This window comes from Rhodovulum sulfidophilum DSM 1374 (assembly GCF_001633165.1).
GTDB classification, from domain to species: domain Bacteria; phylum Pseudomonadota; class Alphaproteobacteria; order Rhodobacterales; family Rhodobacteraceae; genus Rhodovulum; species Rhodovulum sulfidophilum.
In genome coordinates this window covers 143,653-160,423 of record NZ_CP015418.1, presented here as the reverse complement: position 1 = coordinate 160,423, position 16,771 = coordinate 143,653, and the positions used below count along the sequence as shown (strand labels likewise).

Annotated in this window: 21 protein-coding genes and 1 pseudogene; 3 read left to right on the top strand and 19 right to left on the bottom strand. The window is 68.3% G+C overall.

Annotated elements, in window-relative coordinates; all coding sequences use genetic code 11:
• The first annotated feature begins 37 nt into the window (after nucleotides 1-37).
• Entirely contained in the window at nucleotides 38-1,552 is a 1,515-nt protein-coding gene (locus tag A6W98_RS21755) for a c-type cytochrome (protein WP_231098330.1), read from the top strand.
• A gap of 88 nt (nucleotides 1,553-1,640) precedes the next feature.
• Here the strand turns inward: A6W98_RS21755 and A6W98_RS00705 are convergent.
• From A6W98_RS00705 to A6W98_RS00685, 6 genes and pseudogenes are all read right to left on the bottom strand, one after another.
• Nucleotides 1,641-2,255 (bottom strand): annotated as a pseudogene (locus tag A6W98_RS00705) (arginase family protein); the annotation flags it as partial.
• 39 nt (nucleotides 2,256-2,294) lie between these two features.
• The gene (locus A6W98_RS21615; RefSeq protein WP_196760229.1) at nucleotides 2,295-2,456 is read right to left on the bottom strand and encodes a hypothetical protein; all 162 of its coding nucleotides are present in this window, start codon (nucleotides 2,454-2,456) and stop codon (nucleotides 2,295-2,297) included.
• 316 nt (nucleotides 2,457-2,772) lie between these two features.
• Nucleotides 2,773-5,064, bottom strand: a complete 2,292-nt coding sequence (locus tag A6W98_RS00700) for a nitric oxide reductase activation protein NorD (RefSeq protein ID WP_042456579.1) — start codon at nucleotides 5,062-5,064, stop codon at nucleotides 2,773-2,775.
• Nucleotides 5,065-5,069: 5 nt separating this feature from the next.
• On the bottom strand, nucleotides 5,070-5,873 hold the full coding sequence (locus A6W98_RS00695) for a CbbQ/NirQ/NorQ/GpvN family protein (RefSeq protein WP_042456577.1): 804 nt from the start codon (nucleotides 5,871-5,873) through the stop codon (nucleotides 5,070-5,072).
• Nucleotides 5,874-5,957: 84 nt separating this feature from the next.
• Nucleotides 5,958-6,314, bottom strand: coding sequence for a ribulose bisphosphate carboxylase small subunit (locus tag A6W98_RS00690; protein ID WP_042456575.1), 357 nt, complete (start codon nucleotides 6,312-6,314; stop codon nucleotides 5,958-5,960).
• Nucleotides 6,315-6,335: 21 nt separating this feature from the next.
• Nucleotides 6,336-7,754 carry a form I ribulose bisphosphate carboxylase large subunit gene (locus A6W98_RS00685; protein WP_042456572.1) on the bottom strand — a complete coding sequence of 473 codons (1,419 nt, stop codon included), beginning with the start codon at nucleotides 7,752-7,754 and terminating at the stop codon, nucleotides 6,336-6,338.
• Nucleotides 7,755-7,858: 104 nt separating this feature from the next.
• On the opposite strand from A6W98_RS00685, the gene A6W98_RS00680 reads away from it, so the two are divergent.
• Both A6W98_RS00680 and A6W98_RS00675 read left to right on the top strand, forming a co-directional pair.
• A complete protein-coding gene (locus tag A6W98_RS00680) occupies nucleotides 7,859-8,830 on the top strand; it encodes a LysR family transcriptional regulator (RefSeq protein WP_081251718.1) in 972 nt (323 codons plus the stop codon).
• Nucleotides 8,831-8,942: 112 nt separating this feature from the next.
• Nucleotides 8,943-9,248, top strand: a complete 306-nt coding sequence (locus A6W98_RS00675; RefSeq protein WP_042456569.1) for a hypothetical protein — start codon at nucleotides 8,943-8,945, stop codon at nucleotides 9,246-9,248.
• A 36-nt stretch (nucleotides 9,249-9,284) separates the two neighbouring features.
• Here A6W98_RS00675 and A6W98_RS00670 read toward each other — a convergent pair whose 3' ends face one another.
• From A6W98_RS00670 to A6W98_RS00610, 13 genes are all read right to left on the bottom strand, one after another.
• Entirely contained in the window at nucleotides 9,285-10,094 is an 810-nt protein-coding gene (locus tag A6W98_RS00670; protein ID WP_042456566.1) for a division plane positioning ATPase MipZ, read from the bottom strand.
• Between the two features lie 507 nt (nucleotides 10,095-10,601).
• The gene (rpmE, locus tag A6W98_RS00665) at nucleotides 10,602-10,823 is read right to left on the bottom strand and encodes a 50S ribosomal protein L31 (RefSeq protein WP_042456563.1); all 222 of its coding nucleotides are present in this window, start codon (nucleotides 10,821-10,823) and stop codon (nucleotides 10,602-10,604) included.
• Nucleotides 10,824-10,834: 11 nt separating this feature from the next.
• Complete coding sequence (rplS, locus tag A6W98_RS00660; protein WP_042456560.1) at nucleotides 10,835-11,206, bottom strand: 50S ribosomal protein L19; 372 nt, start codon at nucleotides 11,204-11,206, stop codon at nucleotides 10,835-10,837.
• Nucleotides 11,207-11,511: 305 nt separating this feature from the next.
• Nucleotides 11,512-12,315 (bottom strand): tRNA (guanosine(37)-N1)-methyltransferase TrmD, encoded by an 804-nt coding sequence (gene trmD / locus A6W98_RS00655; protein WP_042456559.1) that lies wholly within the window; start codon nucleotides 12,313-12,315, stop codon nucleotides 11,512-11,514.
• A gap of 38 nt (nucleotides 12,316-12,353) precedes the next feature.
• Nucleotides 12,354-12,713 carry a hypothetical protein gene (locus tag A6W98_RS00650; protein ID WP_042456557.1) on the bottom strand — a complete coding sequence of 120 codons (360 nt, stop codon included), beginning with the start codon at nucleotides 12,711-12,713 and terminating at the stop codon, nucleotides 12,354-12,356.
• Nucleotides 12,714-12,750: 37 nt separating this feature from the next.
• Entirely contained in the window at nucleotides 12,751-13,257 is a 507-nt protein-coding gene (gene rimM, locus A6W98_RS00645) for a ribosome maturation factor RimM (RefSeq protein ID WP_042456555.1), read from the bottom strand.
• A gap of 3 nt (nucleotides 13,258-13,260) precedes the next feature.
• Nucleotides 13,261-13,911 carry a 5,6-dimethylbenzimidazole synthase gene (gene bluB, locus A6W98_RS00640; protein ID WP_042456553.1) on the bottom strand — a complete coding sequence of 217 codons (651 nt, stop codon included), beginning with the start codon at nucleotides 13,909-13,911 and terminating at the stop codon, nucleotides 13,261-13,263.
• Nucleotides 13,912-13,914: 3 nt separating this feature from the next.
• Nucleotides 13,915-14,271, bottom strand: coding sequence for a 30S ribosomal protein S16 (gene rpsP, locus A6W98_RS00635; RefSeq protein ID WP_042456551.1), 357 nt, complete (start codon nucleotides 14,269-14,271; stop codon nucleotides 13,915-13,917).
• Nucleotides 14,272-14,313: 42 nt separating this feature from the next.
• Nucleotides 14,314-14,610 (bottom strand): chorismate mutase, encoded by a 297-nt coding sequence (locus A6W98_RS00630; protein WP_042456547.1) that lies wholly within the window; start codon nucleotides 14,608-14,610, stop codon nucleotides 14,314-14,316.
• Complete coding sequence (locus tag A6W98_RS00625; protein ID WP_042456544.1) at nucleotides 14,603-15,208, bottom strand: GNAT family N-acetyltransferase; 606 nt, start codon at nucleotides 15,206-15,208, stop codon at nucleotides 14,603-14,605. The genes A6W98_RS00630 and A6W98_RS00625 overlap by 8 nt, the downstream gene beginning before the upstream one ends.
• Nucleotides 15,208-15,735, bottom strand: a complete 528-nt coding sequence (locus A6W98_RS00620) for a GNAT family N-acetyltransferase (RefSeq protein ID WP_052677877.1) — start codon at nucleotides 15,733-15,735, stop codon at nucleotides 15,208-15,210. Before A6W98_RS00620 ends, A6W98_RS00625 begins: the two co-directional genes overlap by 1 nt.
• Nucleotides 15,732-16,259, bottom strand: coding sequence for a GNAT family N-acetyltransferase (locus tag A6W98_RS00615; protein WP_042456542.1), 528 nt, complete (start codon nucleotides 16,257-16,259; stop codon nucleotides 15,732-15,734). The genes A6W98_RS00620 and A6W98_RS00615 overlap by 4 nt, the downstream gene beginning before the upstream one ends.
• Nucleotides 16,256-16,771, bottom strand: a complete 516-nt coding sequence (locus tag A6W98_RS00610; protein ID WP_042456539.1) for a GNAT family N-acetyltransferase — start codon at nucleotides 16,769-16,771, stop codon at nucleotides 16,256-16,258. Before A6W98_RS00610 ends, A6W98_RS00615 begins: the two co-directional genes overlap by 4 nt.

Genomic DNA, 16,771 nt, shown 5'->3' with positions numbered 1-16,771 from the left:
CCCGGCCGTCGGCAGCGGAACGAAAAAAGGATGAACCATGTCCAATAATTCGCAGAACCTGATCCGGCTGATCGTCGCCGCGCCGGCGCTTGGCATCGCGATCGCGGCCGTCGGCTTCGGCGGCGGCAAGGAAACCAAGAACGAGCCCGTGATCGAGACGCCGGTCGCCGAGCCTTCCGCTGCCGAAGCCGCCGCGCCGGCCGAAGAGGCCGTTTCGGAAGAGGCCGTTTCGGAAGAGGCTGCGGCCGAGGCGCCTGCCACTGACGCCACCGAAGCTGCCGACGCGCCGGCCGCCGAGGAAGCCGCTGCCGAGGAACCGGCCGCCGAAGCTGCCGACGCGCCCGCTGCCGAAGATGCCGTCGAGGATGCCGCCGCGACCCAGGAAGCTGTCGCCGCCGCGCCCGCTGCCGAGGAAGCTGCCGCCGAGGAACCGGCCGCCGAGGAACCTGCTGCCGAAGCCGCTGAAGCGCCCGCTGCCGAGGCTGCCGCCCCGACCGAGGAGGCTGCTGCCGCCGCCCCCGCCGCCGAAGAGGACACCGCCGAAGAGCCGGCTGCTGCCGAGGAACCGGCCGCCGAAGACGCCGCCGCTGCGGATGACGCCGTCGAGGCGCCTGCGGTCGACACCCCCGAGGCGGTTGCCTCGGCGATGACCCTGGCCGAGCAGGCCTCTGCGCTTGCCGCCGAATATGCCGATCTCGCCGAGCGCGCCGCTGCCCTGGCCGGCAAGTCCTCGGCCCTCACCGCGGCGACCGAAGCGGCCGCCGAAGCGCCGGAAAGCGTCGAGGAGCTGTTCGGCAACATCGCCGCCGCCGCGACCGAGGAAACCACCGAGGAAACCGAGGAACCGGCTGCCGAGGCACCGGCCGCTGAAGAGCCTGCTGCCGAAGAGCCGACTATCGCCGAGAAGGCCGCCGATGCCGCGACCGCTGCCGTCGAGACTGCCGAGGACGCGGCCGACAGCGCGGGCGAGGCCGTGACCGAGGCGGTGCAGGACACCCGCGAGGCGATCACCGGCAGCGAAGAGCCCGTGATCGGTGGCGATGCGCCCGAGAAAGCCGCCGCCGAACCGGCCGCGACCGAGGAAGCTGCCGCCGAACCTGCTGCGGAAGAACCGGCCGCCGAGGAGCCTGCCGCTGAAGAACCGGCTGCTGCCGAGGAACCTGCCGCGGCCCCGGCCGCCGTGGTTACCGGCGATGCCGCCAAGGGCGAAAAGGCCTTCATCCAGTGCGCCACCTGCCACAGCGTCGTCAGCCCTTCGGGCGAGACGCTGGCCGGTCGCGGTCTGAAGGTCGGCCCGAACCTCTATGGCATGCCGGGCCGCACCGCCGGAACGCTGGAAGGCTTCCGCTATTCCAAGTCGATGAAGGCCGCCGGTGAAGCCGGTCTGGTCTGGGACGAGGACAAGGTCTCGATCTATGCCGAAGATCCGACCGCCTACCTGCGTGACTATCTCGACGATCCCCGGGCGCGCGGTCTGATGACCTACAACGCCCGCGACCCGCAAGAGGTCAAGGACGTCTACGCCTATATCTCGAAGCTCTCCGAAGAGTAATCGTCGTCCGGGGGGCTGTCCTCCGCGACACGCGCCAAAGCCCCGTCCCGGCCGCCTGCCGGGGCGGGGTTTCTCTTTCGGGCATGGCTCAGGCCTGAAGCAGGGGCGCGAGCGCCTCCAATAGCGGCCCGGGTGAAACCGGCCTGCCGCCCTCTTCCCAGGCCGCCTGGAATTCGGCGATCTCGAGCCCCGGAAGGCGGTGCTCGGCGATGACCCGGGCGCAGGCGTTCAGCTCGTCCAGCGACAGCCCGCCCTCGACGGCATATCCGGTCGGGAGGATGCCGGGGCGCAGCGCGTCGCAATCGAGATGCACATGGACCGGACGTCCGGCAATGGCGGATCGCAGCGCCGCGGCCATGTCGGCGCCGGGCGGTATGACGGGGATGGCGTGCCGCCGGGTCAGGTCCCGTTCGGCCGGGTCGAGATCGCGGCTGCCCGCAAGGATGATCTGCCCGGGGCAAAGCCCGGCGCCGAGGCCCGTCTTCCAAAGCCCCGCGGGACCGCTCAGCGCCATCCGGCCCAGATCGCCCGAGCCGCTGGTTTCGGGCGTGTTCAGATCGCCATGGGCGTCGAGCCAGAGAATGCAGGCGCCGGGATGATGCCGCGCGACGACGGGCAGGGTGGCAAGCGAGGCGGCACAGCGGCCGGTTGCGGCGACCGAGACGGCGCCGCCCGCCAGAACGGCGTCGATCCGCGCCTGAAGCTGGCCGAGGGCAGGCCGCGCGGCGGCAAGCTCTGTTCTTCAGCCGGCGTTCAGCGCGGGCTGGCTCGTGCCGAACGGGACCGGGACAGTGCCGCTTTGGCGGGCGAGGGCCGCGCCGATGGCCTGCGCCCCGGCCAAGCCGAGCGCATTGCGGTCGCCCAGGCGGCCCTGAAAGACGGTATAGGCCGTGGGACGGGTCAATCTCTCGCTTCGGTTCCGGTCAGTTCCCTCCGGCCTTGTCGCGGCCTGCCGAAGCGTGGGCAAAGTCGGAGCCGAAGGAAGGGCGCGGCAGCCACAACGCGTCCGATTGTCGATGCCACGGCGGTCGGAAAGGCCCTGCCATGCCGGAAGACGCTCCCTGTTCCGCGCCCATTGCGCTTCGTTCGGGGCGCTTGCTCAAGATCGTCTCTGTTTTCGATCTTTAACCAAACCTCAGCCGATATGGGGACCCGCCGACTGCCGACAGGCCCTTGCGGTCTGCCGGGGCGCGACGGCAAGGCGCGGGCAGGCCAGGACGCTACCGCGTCAGGCCCGCGTAAAGCTGGGGCAGGCGTTCGGGCAGGCGCGCGATGTTTTCCAGCACCAGGAAGTTCCGCTGTCCGAAGATCTGCGCGACATAGCGATCTGCGCGCGGATCGAGGGTCAGGCAGAACGGGATGACGCCTGTCTTGGCCACCTCCTGCACCGCCGCGCGGGCGTCCTGGCGCAGATATTGCGGGTCGCGCTCGTCGATGTCGGACGGCGCGCCGTCGGTGATCACCAGCATCAGCTTCTTCGCCGCCGCCACCTTGCCCAGATGCGCGCCCGCATGGCGGATTGCGGCCCCCATGCGGGTCGAGAGATGTCCCTCCATCCCCGCCAGCCGGGCCTTCGGAACCTCGCCCCATGGCTGGTCGAAATCCTTGTAGCGGGCATAGAAGACATTGTGCCGCCCGTCGGAACAGAAACCGTGCAGGGCGAAGGCGTCGCCCACTTTCGCGATGGCCTCGGCCAGCAGGACGGTCGCCGTCCGGGTCAGGTCCAGCACCGTTCGGTCCTGCCCCGCAACCGGGTCATTGGTCGATTCCGACAGGTCCAAGAGCGCCATCACCGCGATGTCGCGGGTCTTGCGGACCGAGCGCATCATCACCCGCGGATCGGGTTGCCGCCCCATGCGGATGTCGATCAGGGCCTGGGTCGCGGCGTTCAGGTCGATCTCGTCGCCGTCCTCGAGCCTGCGGATGCGCTGAACGCCCTGCGGCTGCATCGCGTCCAGCAGATGCCGCATCCGTTGGGTCAGCTTGCGGTTTTCGGTCAGGATGGTCTCGATATCGGCCGGATCGCCGAGGCGCGGGCGCTTTTCCTGCACCGTGGCCCAGGCGGGCCGGTGCATCTGGATCCGGTAGTCGAACTCGTCATAGGGGACGGGCGGCGCGGCGGGCGCCTTGCCCTCCTTCTCGTTGAACGAGACGCCGTCATCGTCGAACAGCTCGGTCTCGGCGACCCAGATCTCCTCGGCGTCGTCACCGGCGGTCTCGACCTCGACCTCGTTCACCATTTCCGAGACCGAGACATGTTTGCGGACCTGCTGTTCGGGCGCGACGCCCTTTTCCCAGTCGACCGTTTCCTCGAATTCCCAGATATAGCGGTTGTCGTCGCGATAGGGCGCAGCCTGCCCGTCGCGCCAGGCGGAATAGGGCTCGTTCCGCAGCCGGTGGGCAAGCTGCAGGCCCAGATCGAAGGAGGTCCGGGCGGTTGCCATATCGGCCCCGGCAAAGGCTGTGCGGGCCCAATCCGCAATCTCGTCGCCAGTCGGGGCGGCGGGGTCCAGCAGCGCCAGTGAGATCCGGCCGAAACGCGCGGTCATCGAGCCGTCCTCGGTGGGGCGGTGGAATTGCCGCCACAGATCGCGCAGGCGCGGGAAGCGGGCGATGGCCAGCGCCTCGATACGGGCATCCTCGATCAGGCCGATGCAGGCGCGTTGCAGCGCGTTCAGCTCGTCGCCCTTGAGCGGTTCGGTCGTGGCCATGACATGGGCGGCGGCATGGGCGGCGGCGGCGCGGTAAAGGTCCAGCCCTGGTACGCCCTCCCAGTCGTCATAGGCATCGGGCAGGTGCAGGAAATACTCGGCGATATGGGGACGCACGCCCTCGCGGGCCTCGAAATCGCCGGCCGTCGGACGCATCAGGAAATCGCGGCCCCAGAGCGCGCGCAGATACATCCCGATCCGGCGGTGGATGTCGACGAACAGCGTGCCCTTGCGTTCGCGCTGCAGGATCGCCTGCGACTCGGCGCTTTCGAGGCCGAAATAGCGGGTCAGCTCCTCGTAATCGGTGCGATGCGCCTCGGCGCCCCAGCTGGCCCAGCGGCGGAGCCCCCCCAGCGTCAGCACCCCCAGAAGCTCTTCAAGATGGTCCAGCATCGGCCGCAGCCCGCGCGGGGCCTGGGCCAGAAGCTGGTTCAGAAGCTGAAGATAGGCGCGGAAAAGATCGGGGTCGGACAGGCGGCGCGAGGCGACGGGGGCGGTTGCCAGAACCCGCTCGATCACCGCGCCCGAGGTGCGCGAGGCAAAGCCCAGACAGGCCTGCGCCAGGTCCGGGATGATATCCTCGCCCAGATCGCGGGCAACGGCGGGCACGGTCTCGATCCAGGTCCGGACGATGTGATCGCCGCGGCCCATATGCGACAGCGCGGCGGTGCCCTTCAGCCAGTTGTCGAGCCCGCGCGGGCTGAGCAGGCGCACCGTCTCGGGCCAGGCCTGCTCCAGTGTCTCGCGCTGCGGGGCGTCGAGATCTTCCAGCAGTTCCGCGTAATCGGCGAGCGTCGCCATGGCGGTCAGAAATAGGTGGCGACGGCGGCGTCGAGCGCGTCGCGCATGTCGGGATCGTCGGTGATCGGGCGCACCAGCGCCATGCGGCAGGCGGCGGGCGCCTCGATCCCGCGCGCCATCAGGCTTCCTGCATGGATCAGCATCCGGGTGGAGATGCCTTCGTCCAGCCCGTGGCCCTTGAGGTTGCGGGCGCGCTCGGCGATCGAGACCAGCTTGTCCGCATCCGTCGCATCGACGCCCGCCTCATGGGTGACGATCTCGACCTCGGTCGCATGGTCGGGATAGCTGAAATCCAACGCGCCGAAGCGCTGCTTGGTGGACTGTTTCAGGTCCTTCATCAGGCTCTGATAGCCGGGGTTGTAGGAGATCACGAGGTTGAAATCCTCATGCGCGCGCAAGAGTTCCCCTTTCTTTTCAAGGGGCAGGACACGGCGGTTGTCGGTCAGCGGGTGGATGACGACGGTGGTGTCCTGACGGGCCTCGACGATCTCGTCGAGATAGCAGATCGCGCCGTGGCGCGCGGCGAAGGCCAGCGGGCCGTCCTGCCAGCGCGTGCCCTCGGCATCCAGCAGGTAGCGCCCCACGATATCCGAGGCGGTCATGTCCTCGTTGCAGGCGACCGTGACCAGCGGCTTGCCCAGCCGCCAGGCCATGTGCTCGACGAAGCGGGTCTTGCCGCAGCCGGTCGGGCCCTTCAACATCACCGGCATCCTGGCGGCATAGGCTGCCTCGTAAAGCGCGACCTCGTCGGCGACGGGCCGGTAATAGGGCTCGTCCGCAACGCGGTACTGGTCGAGCAAGTCCTTCATGGTCCGTCCTCTCCCGGGGATGATGCGGCACTGGTCGGGACCGCGCCCGGTCAGGGCGCGGTGTGCTGTTTCAAGGGCGGCCGGTCAGACCGGCGTGCCGCGATAGACGACCATGTTGGCGCCCTGGCTCTGGCTGTAATTGTTGTAGCCGATCAGGCGGACATGGTTGTCGGGGTTCGCGTCGTGGCAGGCCTTCAGTTCTGCCAGGATCGCGTCGACATCGGTTTCCCCGAACATCGGCAGCTTCCACATGTACCAGTAGTTGGACTTGGCGAATTGCGGCTCGGTATGTTCGATGGCCGGGTTCCAGCCATGTTTCACGATCCATTCCACCTGCTTGCGGATCTGCGCGTCATCCATCTCGGGCAGGTAGGAAAAGGTGCCCATCCGGCGGCTCGCGGGGTCCGACAGCCGCGAGGTGTAGTCCTGAACCTTGCTCATTCTCTCTCTCCCTCCGGGCGCTCAGCGGTGCTGGGTGTCGAGCTTGTCGACGGTGTCGAATTCGAACTTGATCTCTTTCCAGGTCTCCATGGCGACCTTCAGCTCGGGGCTGTGTTTCGCGGCCTCGGTCAGGATCTCCTTGCCCTCCTTTTCCAGCTCGCGGCCCTCGTTGCGGGCCTGCACGCAGGCCTCGAGCGCGACCCGGTTCGCAGCGGCCCCGGCCGCGTTGCCCCAGGGGTGGCCGAGCGTGCCGCCCCCGAATTGCAGGACCGAGTCATTGCCGAAGATCGAGACCAGCGCCGGCATGTGCCAGACATGGATGCCGCCCGAGGCGACCGGGAAGACCCCCGGCATCGCGCCCCAGTCCTGATCGAAGAAGATCCCGCGCGAGCGGTCCTCCTTGATATGGCGGTCGCGCAGAAGGTCGATCCAGCCCAGCGTCGCCGCCCGGTCGCCTTCGAGCTTGCCGACCACGGTGCCCGAATGCAGGTGATCGCCGCCGAGCAACCGCAGCATCTTGGCCAGAACCCGGAAGTTGATGCCGTGATTGGGGTTGCGGTCCAGCACCGCGTGCATGGCGCGGTGGACATGCAGAAGCAGCCCGTTGTCACGGCACCATTTCGACAGCGAGTTATGCGCGGCCCAGCCCAGCGTCAGGTAATCCGACATGATGATCGGCGTGCCCAGCTCCTTGGCGAATTCGGCGCGCTTGTAGACCTCTTCCATGGTGGGCGCGGTCACGTTCATGTAGTGCCCCTTGCGCTCGCCGGTCTCGGCCTCGGCCTTGTCGATGGCCTCCTGGCAGAACAGGAACCGGTCGCGCCAGCGCATGAAGGGCTGGCTGTTGACGTTCTCGTCATCCTTGGTGAAGTCCAGCCCGCCCCGCAGGCATTCATAGACCGCGCGGCCATAGTTCTTGGCCGACAGCCCCAGCTTGGGCTTGATGGTGCAGCCCAGAAGGGGGCGGCCATACTTGTCCATCTTGTCGCGCTCGACCTGGATGCCATGGGGCGGGCCGAAGCAGGTGGCGACGAACCACAGCGGAAAGCGCACGTCCTCGAGGCGCAGCGAGCGCACCGCCTTGAAGCCGAAGACATTGCCCACGATCGAGGTGAAGACGTTGACGACCGAGCCTTCCTCGAACAGGTCCATCGGATAGGCGATGAAGGCATAGAAGGCCTCGTCGCTGCCCGGCACGTCCTCGATGGCGTAGGCGCGGCCCTTGTAATAGTCGAGATCGGTCAGAAGATCGGTCCAGACCGTGGTCCAGGTCCCGGTCGAGCTTTCGGCGGCGACGGCGGCCGCGGCTTCCTCGCGCGAGACGCCGGGCTGCGGGATCACCTTGAAGACAGCGAGGATGTCGCTGTCCTTCAGCGTGTAATCGGGCTCCCAATAGGTCGACCGGTACTCCTTGACACCGGCGTCATAGGTCTTGGCCATCTGTGCTCCTCCGACGGGATGTTGTCGTTGGCCGGAACTATGGGCGCTTGAGTTATATTACAAAACTGAATAGTTTTTAGGTTAAAGATAGGGAATTGCATATTATGCGGATCAGCCTGCGCCAATTATCGGTATTCCTGTCGGTGGCCCGGCATCAAAGCTATACCCGCGCCGCCGAAGAGCTGAACCTGACCCAGCCCGCGGTCTTCACCCAGGTCAAGCAGCTGGAGGAAAGCCTTGGCGTGCCGCTGCTGGACCGGATCGGCAAGCGGATGCAGCCGACCGAGGCGGGGCGCGTGGTGGTCGAGGGCGCGCGCGAGACGCTGGATGCGGTCGGGCGGATGGAGATGCGGCTTGCCGACATGCGGGGCCTGCGCGAGGGGCGGCTGACGCTGGCCATCGTCTCGACCGCGCAATATTTCCTGCCGCGCCTGCTGGGTCAGTTCTGCGACGCCAATCCCGGCATCGAGGTGGCGCTGACGGTCACCAACCGGCAGGCGGTGCTGGCCCGGCTCGCGGCGGGCGAGGACGATCTGTGCATCCTCGGCACGCCGCCCGAGGGGCTGGACGTGGTCGCGGCGGCCATTGCCGACAATCCGCTGGTCATCATCGCCCGGCCCGACCACCCGCTGGCTTCCGAGATAGAGATCCCGCCCGAGCGGGTCGCCGAGGAAGCCTTCATCCTGCGCGAACGCGGCTCGGGTACCCGGCTGGCGGTCGAGCGTTTCTTCCGGGCGCGCGGTCTCACCCTGCCGGTGCGGATGGAGCTGGGCTCGAACGAGGCGATCAAGCAGGCGGTGATCGGCGGGCTGGGGCTGGCGGCGCTGTCGCGGGACACGCTGGCGCTGGAAGGCGCGGTGGGGATCGTGCGGGTGCTGGACGTCGCGGGCTTTCCGCTCTTGCGGCAGTGGCAGGCGGCCTATCCGCGCGGCAAGCACCTGTCGGTGGCGGCCGAGGCGTTCCTCGATCACCTCGCGGCCCATGCCCGGGACGCGGTGCGCGACAGCGGACGGGTGCTGCCCGGCCGGACCGGTGCCGCGATGGCGGGCAGCGAGGGCCCGCTGCGGGAAACGTGATGCAATCTGCGAGTGTGCCGCAAGAACCGGCTGTTGCCGCACGCGGCGCGGGCCTGTATCACGTCCTGAAAGGCCGGGTCCGGTCCCGGCTTCAGGCAGAAGGATGTCAGAGATGCTTCAGGTCTTTGTGCTGTATCTCGTCTTCTCGCTGGGGGTCTTGCTCGGCGCGGCCGAACTGGAGCGGCGTGCCATCGTCGCCCGTCGGCTGGGGCCGAACGGCCGCGCGATGCTGGTGGCGCTGGCGGCGTCGGCGCTGGGCGCGCTGGTCGTCGTGGTGATCTCGACCTTTGCCGAGGGCTGGATCTACATGCTGCACGTTCTGGGCGGCGCGATCCTCTATCACGGCTTCATGGGCGCCTTCCTGGTGCATGGCCTGCAGGAAGTCTCGGCCCGGGCCGCGGGTCACGACATCGGCTGAACCTTCCCCGCAGGGAAGGTGCCAGGCGCCCGGGGCTCAGGCCACCGGTTCGACCTCGGGCAGCTTGAGCGCCGCCATCAGGTCGCGCAGTTCCTGCCGCGCCGCGACGTTCGAGATGTTCAGGCTGGTCACGCCGGTATCCTTCAGATCCAGAAGCGTCAGCCCGTTCGGGAACAGTTCGCGGAAAATCACCCGCTCCGAGAAGCCGGGCGCGACGCGGAACCCGATCCGGCGCGACAGATTCTTCAGCGCCTCGCCCATCTTGCGCTTGTTGTGCATCTGCTGGGCCCCCAGGCGGTTGCGCAGAACCACCCAGTCGATCGGCTTCAGCCCCGCCTGGGCCCGCATCTGCCGCGCATTCCACACCATTTCCGAATAGATCGACGGGCCGAGGATCTTGCCCGTCGCCCCGTCATGGCGGGCCAGCAGGTCGAAGTCGATGAAGCTGTCATTCAGCGGCGTGATCAGCGTGTCGGCCAGCGTGTGGGCGACCTGGCTGAGGCGCGTATGCGAGCCGGGGCAGTCGATCAGGATGAAGTCCTTCTCGCGTTCGAGCTCGGCGATGGCGGTCGACAGGCGCCGGTCATGCAGGTTCTCGCCCTCGTCGAGCGCACCGGGGTCGATCTCGGGCAATTCGCGGAATTCGGGCGAGGCCAGGTTGACGCCGCTCTGGGCGACATAGCCGGCGCGGTTGTCGAAGAAGCGGCCAAGGGACCGCTGCCGCACGTCGAGATCGAGCGCACCGACCCGGAAACCCTGACGGGCCAGGGCCGTCGCCACATGCATGGACACGGTGGATTTTCCCGCGCCGCCCTTTTCGTTGCCGACGACGATGATATGCGCCACTGTCAACCTCGCTTCTTGACCGGTCTTTCCCCGGAAAGACCCGCGCTCACTTTAGGGTGAGGGGGGAGGGATTGGAAGCCGCTGCGGGGCCTTGCCGGGCTGTCTTCAGGCGGCATTGCCGCGAAGCGGCCTCGGTCGGTATCCCGGCGATCTTCCATCTGGAATGCCGCTCGGCTCGGCGCGCGAAGGCCGCCCGGCCGACCCCGATCCGGCGGCGCTTTCCCCATTGCAGGATGCGGGCGGTGCTGAACGCGGAAGGGGTGCCTTATGCCGGGAGCCGTAAGAATGCGAATGAACCGTCGCGGCAACAGCTGGCGCTGCAAGCATGAGGCCAATGCAGCAGTTTTGCGTCAATGGCCGGGTTCTGTTCTCGATGTGGCGCAGAGGGGCCGGTCCGGGCTGATCATAGGCCGGGGAGGGCGCCCGGGCTCGGCTCCGGGGGCGGGCCCAGAAACGAAAACGCCGCCCCCGGGGGACGGCGTTTCGCGATGCGTCTTGCAGGGCGGCTCAGAAGCCGAGGCCCTCGTATTTCTTCTTGAACTTCGACACGCGGCCGCCGGTATCCATCAGGCGCGAGCTGCCGCCGGTCCAGGCCGGGTGCACGCTGGGGTCGATGTCGAGCGACAGCGTGTCGCCTTCCTTGCCGTAGGTCGACTTCATGGTGACCACGGTACCATCGGTCAGCTTGACCTCGATGGCGTGGTAATCGGGGTGGATGTCCTTGCGCATGGGGCCGCTCCTTACGCCTTGGGTTTGTAGTTGCTGTTTTCGGCGATACGGGCCGATTTGCCCCGGCGCGAGCGCAGATAGTAAAGCTTGGCCCGGCGGACGCGACCACGGCGGACGACCTCGATCGAGTCGATATTGGTCGAGAACAGCGGGAACACCCGTTCCACGCCCTCGCCGAAGGAGATCTTGCGCACGGTGAACGAGCCGGCGATGCCATGGCCGTTCTTGCGCGAGATGCACACGCCTTCGTAATTCTGCACACGGGTGCGGGTGCCCTCGGTCACCTTGTAGCCCACCCGGACGGTGTCGCCCGGCTTGAAGTCGGGAATGGTCTTGCCGAGCGCGGCGATCTGCTCGGCTTCCAGTTGCGCGATCAGGTTCATCGCATGGTCTCCGGTTTCTCTCGCGGTTTGGATCCGCGAAGTTCTGATGCCGCCTCAGAGCTCTGTGCCTTCGTCCGGGTCCGCCTTCGTCCCATTCGGGGGCGCCCGCCAGAGATCAGGTTGCGTTTCCTGTATGGTGATCCTTTCCCCGGGCCCGGGCCGCGTCGAAGAAACGCGAGGCCAATAAGGAAAGGGTCCGGCCGACTCGTGAAAGCCCCGGACGGACGGTGTATAGTCAAGGCAGAGCCGCCGATCAAGCCGTTTGAGGCCCCGTGATGCGTGGGGCGTGATGCGTGGGGCGCGCGCTAGTCGGTTCCGCGGCGATAGGCGGCCCAGAGATCGGGGCGGCGGGCCTCGGTCAGGCGCTCGGCCATCTCGCGGCGCCAGCGCTCGACTGCGCCGTGATTGCCCGACAGCAGCACCTCGGGGATGGCCCGGCCGCGCCACTCGGCGGGGCGGGTGTAGTGGGGATGTTCCAGAAGGCCGCCCGAATGGCTTTCCTCCTCGGTCGAGGCGGCATTGCCCAAAACGCCCGGCAAGAGCCGCACGGTGGCGTCGATCATCGCCTCGGCCGCGATCTCGCCGCCGGTCAGGACGAAATCGCCCAGCGACACTTCCTCGACCCCGTATTCCTCGAGCACCCGCTCGTCGACCCCCTCGAACCGGCCGCAAAGCACGGTCAGGCCTTCGGCCGCGGCGAAGCGGCGGGCGGTTGCCTGGGTAAAGGGCGCGCCGCGGGGCGAGACGTAGATCACCGGCCAGCGGCTGCGGTCCCCGGGCGTGCCGAGCGCGGCCTGATCGAGGGCCTTCGCCACCACATCGGCCCGCAGCACCATGCCGGCGCCGCCGCCCGCGGGCGTGTCGTCGACATTGCGATGCTTGCCCTCGCCGAAGGGGCGCAGGTCGATGGGGTCGAGCGCCCAGAGCCCCTGATCGAGCGCCTTGCCGGTCAGGGACAGGCCGAGGATGCCCGGGAAGGCGTCGGGGAAAAGCGTGATGACCCGCGCGGTCCAGGCGCCCTTGAGGCGCGGCCGGTCGGTCATCAGCTCGCCGGGGCGAAGGCTGGCCGAGATCGAAAGCCGCCCATGGGATTTGGGTCTGTCCGTCATGGGCGGTCTCCAGCGGGTTTCGCGAGCCGGCGGAAGGCTCAGGCTTTCGGGCCGGGCTTCATGCCGGCGGCCAGCGCCCCGGCACAGCCGATGGCCGAGACGATCAGCGGCACCAGAACCGGCAGGGCGACGATGCGGCCACCGAAGGGCCAGGCGACGCCCAGACCGATCAGGAAGGCGAGGTTGGTCCAGATCACCTGGTTGACGACGATCATCGGCAGGGCCTTGGTCAGGGTCTTGCCTTCGTCTGCGCGTTTTTGCCTGGCGGTGGGGTCGAAGACATTGGCGACAACCGCCAGGGCGGCGATCACGACGATGACCCAGGCATCGATCCCGGCGGCGCCGGCGAGGAAGGCGCCGAACAGGATCACGGCGTAAAGGATCTGTGGCAGGTTCATGGGCTGGACGCTCCTGGTCAGCGGATTGGGGTCGGGCTCAGGGGAACACCCCTTCGGGCGGATCCGCAATGAGACGCCCCGCCGCAAGATCGACGGTCGGCACGCAGGCATCGGTGAAGGGCAGCAGCACGGTCGAGGTCAGTCCCGGGCCGTGGATCTCCAGGAGATCGCCCGCGCCATGGTCATGGACGGCGCGCACCGTGCCCAGCACCTTGCCGCCCGGATCGACCACGGTCAGCCCGATCAGGTCGGCATGGTAGAATTCGTCATCGGGCAGCGAGGGCAGCCGGTCGCGGTCGGCGTAAAGCCGAACGCCCTTCAGCGCATCCGCCTCTTCCTTGCTGTCGATCCCGGACATCCTTGCGGCAAAGCCCTCCTTCACCGCGCGGGTGATCTGCAGCCCGAAGCTGCGGCTGCCATCCTCGGTGTATAGCGGCGCGTAATCGGCAATGGCCTCGGGATCGGCGCAGAAGCTTTTCAGCCGCACCTCGCCCCGGACCCCGAACGCCCCGGAAATCGCACCGACGCAGACCCTGTCGGTCATGTCCTAGCGCTCCTCGACGATCAGGCCGGCGGCGCGGGATTCCCAGCCGACCTCTTCCAGTTCGGGGCTGTCGCGTTCGACCTCGGGCCAGCCGAGGCAAAGATAGGCGACGAGGCTCCAGCCTTCGGGCGCGCCCAGATCGCGGGCCAGCCGGTCGGGGGCGAGCACCGACACCCAGCCGAGCCCCAGCCCCTCGGCCCGCACGGCAAGCCAGAACATCGAGATCGCGGCGACCACCGAATAGCGCCGCATCTCGGGCATGGTCGCGGCACCGAGGCCCGCGCCCTGCTCCGTGGTCTCGTCGCAGAAGACCGCAAGCTGGACCGGCGCGCGGTCCATGCCGGACAGTTTCAGCCGCGGGTAAAGCGCGGCCTTCTCGCCCTCATAGCCCTTGAGGGCCGCGGCATTCGCATCCTCGAAATTGGCGCGCGCGGCAGCACGCGCGGCCGGGCTTTCGACCCGGATCAGCCGCCAGGGTTCCGACAGGCCCACGGACGGGGCCAGCCGGAACGCCGAAAGGCAGCGGTCGAGCAGCGCGGGCGCGACCGGATCGGTGCGGAAATGGCGCACGTCGCGCCGCCACCGCATCAGCTCGAAGAGCTCGTCGCGGAAGGCGGGCGCGAACCGGTCGGCCCGTGCTGTCCCGGAGGCCATGGCTTATTCGGCCTCGGTGGCTTCAGCGGCCTTGGCGGCCTTCTCTTCGGCGCGTTTCTTGGCCTTGTCGCCGGGCTCGCCCTTCTTGGGGTTGCTGCGCTCGGTCTTGGTCAGGACGCCGGCGGCTTCCAGCATCCGGGCGACGCGGTCGGTCGGCTGGGCGCCCTGGCCGATCCAATACTGGGCGCGCTCGATATCCATCTTCACGCGCTCTTCGCTGTCCTTGGCCAGGAGCGGGTTGTAGAGGCCCAGCTTCTCGATGAAGCGGCCGTCGCGGGGCATGCGGCTGTCGGTGACGACGATCCGGTAGAAGGGACGTTTTTTCGAGCCGCCGCGGGCGAGACGAAGTTTCAGAGCCATGTCAGTTTCTCCTGTTCGTTGGCTTGGTCGGCAGGGGGCTGCCTATTTCTGGTGTTCGATGTGGTGACGGATGACTTCCTGAATGATGAAGTTCAGGAATTTCTTGGCGAATTCCGGATCGAGATCGGCCTGGTGGGCCAGATCCTCGAGCCGCGCGATCTGCTGGTCCTCGCGCGCCGGGTCCGAGGGCGCGAGGCCATGGGCGGCCTTCAGCCGTCCCACCGCCTGGGTGTGCTTGAACCGCTCGCCCAGGGTGTAGACGAGGATGGCGTCGAGCCTGTCGATGCTGGCCCGGTGCTCCTTGAGAAGCTCGGCGGCACGGCTTGCGTCGTCAGTCAAGGGGCGCTCCTTTCGGCTGGCACGAGGGGTCGATATGCCCGGCCAGCTCGGCCTCGATCCGGGCGACGAGCGGCGTGGCCCGAAGCTCGGCAGGCGCGGGATGGCGATAGACGATGTCGTGGCTGTCAATGTTGCGGGCGCTGTCGTCGCGCCGCGCTCCCAGCCGTTCGCAGAGCCGGACCGAGCTGACATTCTTCGGGTCGACATAGGTCACGGCGGTGTCCCAGCCGAGCCGGTCATAGCACCAGCCGCGCGCGGCATGGACGGCCTCGAGCGCGATGCCCCGGCCCTCGACCCGGGGCCAGATCACCCAGGCGATCTCGCGTTCGGGCCAGCCCTTGGGATACCAGCCCCCGGCCATGCCCAGCGTCGCGTCGGTGTCGCGGTCGTGGATCATCCACATGCCGAAGCCGTGGATCTGCCAATGCCCGATCTCGGCGGCGTACAGCATCCAGGATTCGTATTCGCTGAGCGGCCCGCCCATGAAGCGGGCGCGGAAGCTGGTGAAGGTCGCCTCGAAATTCGGATAATCCTCGGGGGCGGGGCCCTTCAGCACCAGCCGCTCGGTTTCCAGGACGGGGATCGCGGAATGGGCCATCAGCGGCAGGCCTCCGGGGCCGGATGGCGGTATATGCCGATGGCGCCATAGGTCTCGTGGCTGACCTCGCCCTCATAGACCGCGCCCAGCCGTTCGGCGACCCGGGCCGAGGCCGCATTGGCGGGATCGACCAGGCTGATCGCCGTGGACCAGCCGAGCGCGCCATAGGCGTGGTCGCGGGCGGCGCGGGCGGCCTCGGTGGCATAGCCCTTGCCCTCGAAGCCCTCGAACAGGTCCCAGGCGACCTCGGGTTCGGGCCAGCCCTCGGGGTTCCAGAGCCCGACCATGCCGACGGTCCGGCCGCTGGCCCTTTCGGTGACGATCCAGCGCCCGTAGCCGCGCAGCGCCCAATGGCCGATCTCGGCGGCAAGCTGGCGCCAGGCGCCTTCGGGGCTTTTCGGCCCGCCGACGAAGCCCGACCGTTCCGAGGCATAGAAGGCCCGCAGCGCCTCGAAATCGCGCAGCTCGGGGCCGCGCAGGGCAAGGCGCTCGGTCATCAGTGCGGGGATGACGGGCATCACGCTCATGCGATGGCCTCCGGTCCCGGATGGCGGTAGACCACGCAGTCTTCCTCGAACGGGTGGGGCACCGAGGGATCGAGGCTGCAGCCAAGCCGTTCGGCCAGCGCCCGCGAGCGGTCGTTCCGGGTGTCGATATAGCTGATCGCGGTGGTCCAGCCGAGCGTGTCATAGGCAAAGCGGCGGCAGGCCAGCGCGGCCTCGCGCGCCACGCCCTGACCCTCGGCGCCGGGATAGAGGATCCAGCCCAGTTCCGGTTCCGCCCAGCCTTCGGGGAAATGCGGCCCGATCACGCCGATGGCCTCGTCCGAGCCCTTCCGGGTGACGGTGAACATGCCATAGCCATGGAGCGCCCAATGGCCCCAGCGCGAGGCGAATTTCGTCCAGGCGTCGCGCCGCGAGAACGGCCCGCCGATATAGCGCGCGCGCTCGGACCCGGCGAAGGCGGCATGGGCCTCCCAGTCGGATGCCTTGGGGCCGCGCAGGATCAGACGCTCGGTCTCGATCTCGGGGCAGTCGATCGTGATCTTCATGCCGCTGCCTCCGGGCGCGGGTGGCGATAGGCCAGATCGCCCTCATCGGGCCGGTCGGCGGTTGCGTCGGGCCTTGCCCCGAGCCGTTCGGCCAGCGCGACCGAGCGGCGGTTTTCGGGCGAGACATAGCTGACCAGCGTGCCGAAGCCGAGCGCGCCGAAAGCGTGGTCGCGGGCAGCCTCTGCGGCCTCGGTGGCATAGCCGCGGCCCTCATGGCCGTCGAAGACCAGCCAGCCCAGTTCGCGCTCGGGGAAATGGTCGGGCTTGTTCAGCGCCAGCTGTCCCACCGCCACGCCATCCTCGCGGCGCTCGACGCCCCAGGCGCCGAAGCCCATCAGCGCCCATTGTCCGCTATCGGCGGCAAAGACCTGCCAGGCCTGGCGGCGCGACAGCGGCCCGCCCATGAAGCGCGCGCGTTCCGAAGCGAACAGCGCCGCATAGGGGCCGAAATCCTCGACCCGGTGCGGGCGCAGGCGAAGCCGCGCGGTGTCTATGATGGGCGCTGCGGTCAC